The sequence below is a fragment of the Synechococcus sp. B60.1 genome, from assembly GCF_047462555.1.
Taxonomy (GTDB): Bacteria; Cyanobacteriota; Cyanobacteriia; order Thermostichales; family Thermostichaceae; genus Thermostichus.
In genome coordinates this window covers 1-2,900 of the sequence record NZ_JANSJN010000163.1, presented here as the reverse complement: position 1 = coordinate 2,900, position 2,900 = coordinate 1, and the positions used below count along the sequence as shown (strand labels likewise).

Genomic DNA, 2,900 nt, shown 5'->3' with positions numbered 1-2,900 from the left:
CAAGCAGATTAGGCCATACCAGATGTTGAGAGGTCTCGTGGGCTCGGAGATGTTTATATGAGACAGCCTCTGGGAGTGGGGCCGGGGGTGAGGGTAAATTTGAAACGACCATAACCCGATCGATTGGATGGGGATTTGATTGGGCCTAGCTTGAGCAATTCAGTATTTGAGAAAAAGCCTTGTTTTCGCCACCACCTCCCTCTTTTGCCCGTCCCCCCCTGGACTTTATCCCGCCGGCCTACAGCCCCTGGGTGCTGCGGCTTGTCCACGGGATCCTGCCACTGCTGTTGCGGCTGAGGGTGCGGCCCTGGCTTCCTTCCGGCATTGCCAAAATCGAGGCTAGGGGCGTGGAGACCCTGGCGCAGCTCTACCACCAGTTTCAGGCGGGCCAGATCCGGCTGATCCTCGCTTTCCACCATGTGGAGGTGGATGACCCCCTGGTGGGCCTCTACGTGCTCTCTCGCCTGGTGCCCCAGGCTGCCCGTCACCAAGGGATCCCCCTCCGCAAACCCATTCACGCCCATTTTCTCTACGACCGGGGCATGCCTCTTTGGGGGGGCGAGTGGCTAGGGTGGCTTCTGTCTCGCCTGGGCGGGATCCCTGTGCACCGGGGACGGCGGGTGGATCGGCTGGCGCTGGCGGCGGCGCGGCGCCTACTGCTGGAGGGCCAGTTTCCTTTTGGGATCGCGCCGGAAGGGGCCACCAACGGCCACAGCGAGCGGGTCAATCCTCTGGAGCCGGGAACAGCGCAGCTGGCCTTTTGGTGTGCCGAAGACCTGGCCAAAGCCGGTCGTTCGGAGAAGGTAGTTGTGGTGCCCATCGGGATCCAATACCGCTACCTGAAGCCTTCTTGGAAAAAGCTGGAGCGCCTGCTAAGCCACCTCGAGCGCCTCAGTGGCCTGACGCCGCCGGCGGCTCCCAAGCCTTCCGCAAACCGCCACTGGGCTCAGCGGATTTGTGGCCTGGCCCACCACCTGCTGGCCCAGATGGAAACGTTTTACGACCTTCCCCCTCTTCCCTCTGGGGCGCCTTTCAACGCCCGCCTGGAGCGGCTGCTCCACACGGCGCTGCAGACGGCCGAGACCTACTTTGGCCTATCTCCCCAAGGGGATTGGAACAGCCGCTGCCGCCGCATCGAAGAAGCCGCCTGGACCCAGATCTACCGAGAAGAATTGCGGCATCCTGGATCCCTGGCTCCGCTGCAGCGGGGGTTGCTCGACTGGAAAGCCCAGCAGGCCACCCTCTACCTACAGCACATGCGCCTGGTGGAAAGCTGCGTGGCCGTGCAAGAAGAGTACTTGCTGAGTAAGCCTTCTTTTGAGCGGCTGGCAGAAAGTGCCCTGATCCTGTTTGATGTCTTGGCCCGCCTGCGCGGCGATCCCTACCCGGCCCGGCCTCGCCTGGGTTGGCGAGAAGTTCAGGTTACGGTGGGGGATCCCATCTTGGTGAGCCAGCGGTGGGAACGCCAGTACCGCCAAGGCCGCCAGGAAGCCAGACAGGCAGCAGCCGAGCTAACTCAAGATTTGCAACTTGCTCTCGAGCGCATGATCTCTTGAAGCAGCAATATGCCTGGCTGGCACAGTTGCCTGTGGTAGGGATGCGGAGCCCTTTCTCCCGCTCCCCTCTCCCAGAGGGAGAGGGGCTGGGGGTGAGGGTAGCAGTGCGGAGCGGTGGGGGAGTCTTTCAATCTAATGACCATAGAGCAAGGAAAGCCCCCCAGCCAGAACGGAAGAAGCCTGCCGGGGATCCCCTGGACTTAGAAACGACTGGCCCTACTGCCGACAGGTAAACCAGCTTTTCATCGTAGAACAGCGCTGAGCCTTGGTCGCCTTGCTGCGACTCTGCCCGGTACTCCTGGCCTTCGCCCACAGTCGTTACCGCTTCCCAAGGCCATTGGGTTATGTTGGCCCAGTATTTGAGAACATCCTCAGAGGTGACCTTGGCTTGCGAGGGGGCTGCTCGCAGGGCCTCGATGGCTAGACCAGCTACCAGGCGAGGCCACAACCGGCTGCAAATCTGCGCCGTTCCGAAGAGATCCAGCGAGCGCACACGACCACCTATGGCAATGGCTAGGCCAGTTGCTCCTTTGACGTAGTCAATGTCTTTGCGGAACTTCTCGAGCTCCCGATTGTAGGTTACATAGGCAGCATCAAGGGCGGCAGTAGGGGAGCTAACACCAAGCTCGCGGTGAAGATAGGCAACGGTGTCCCATACTCTTCCCTGCTCTGAGCGATGGCCAAGTTTGTTTTTCAGCGACTGGAAGACACCCCTTTTTAACTCGTGCCGCAACTTGTTGGGGACAAAGTGCTCGGCATCGCTCATCTCGCGAGAATGGAAGTGCCACCTCCCAGCTTCTACGCAGGAAACGGGTATTGTAACCTTGCTTTTTGGCTTGATTAGGACGGTGGTGTTGAGAACCCGGTTTTGTTTGGCTCCTATCAGCTCCTGGCCTTCTACCAGCAGCAACAGAGACTCACTGTGGTTTTCCACAACTAGCTGAGGCACGGCTCCGGCCTCGCTCACCTCGGTGATGGTTGCTTCCTTGAGCTGCAGTTCAGGAAGGCGATAGGCAACTTCCTGATCCCCCTCAGAAAAGAGGGGAAAAACCTGAAAGCTGCCCTCTTGAATGGGATCGCCAATACGCAGGGCTGGAAAGTTAAGGCTGGCCATCGGCTCCTCCTTCGCGTTGAAGTTGAAAGGGTGTTGCGCAAGCTGCCTTTTTCCGTGTTGGCATGGGATCAGCTCGCTGGATCCTGCTCCACTCTAAAATTCTTTGGAAGTTTCCCCTTCCCAAAGACAAGAAGACTCAACCTTTGCCGGGTACTGCCCCAGCTTTTGGGAAGACAGCAGGGGGGATAGAAACAGCCGTTGCGCCAAGGTCTGCCCAAAAAGCAAGGGAT

2 protein-coding genes are annotated in these 2,900 nt (G+C 59.6%); one reads left to right on the top strand and one right to left on the bottom strand.

Annotated features, from left to right (window positions below; genetic code table 11):
* Positions 1-179: 179 nt before the first annotated feature.
* Positions 180-1,556, top strand: coding sequence for a 1-acyl-sn-glycerol-3-phosphate acyltransferase (locus NW863_RS12660; protein ID WP_414366790.1), 1,377 nt, complete (start codon positions 180-182; stop codon positions 1,554-1,556).
* A gap of 127 nt (positions 1,557-1,683) precedes the next feature.
* Here the strand turns inward: NW863_RS12660 and NW863_RS12655 are convergent, their stop codons facing one another.
* Positions 1,684-2,670, bottom strand: a complete 987-nt coding sequence (locus tag NW863_RS12655) for an ARPP-1 family domain-containing protein (RefSeq protein ID WP_414366789.1) — start codon at positions 2,668-2,670, stop codon at positions 1,684-1,686.
* Between the last annotated feature and the right edge of the window lie 230 nt (positions 2,671-2,900).

Bases quoted from the DNA above. Each gene is read 5' to 3' on its own strand.
- NW863_RS12655 (WP_414366789.1), bottom strand. From the start codon at position 2,670: ATGGCCAGCCTTAACTTTCCAGCCCTGCGTATTGGCGATCCCATTCAA.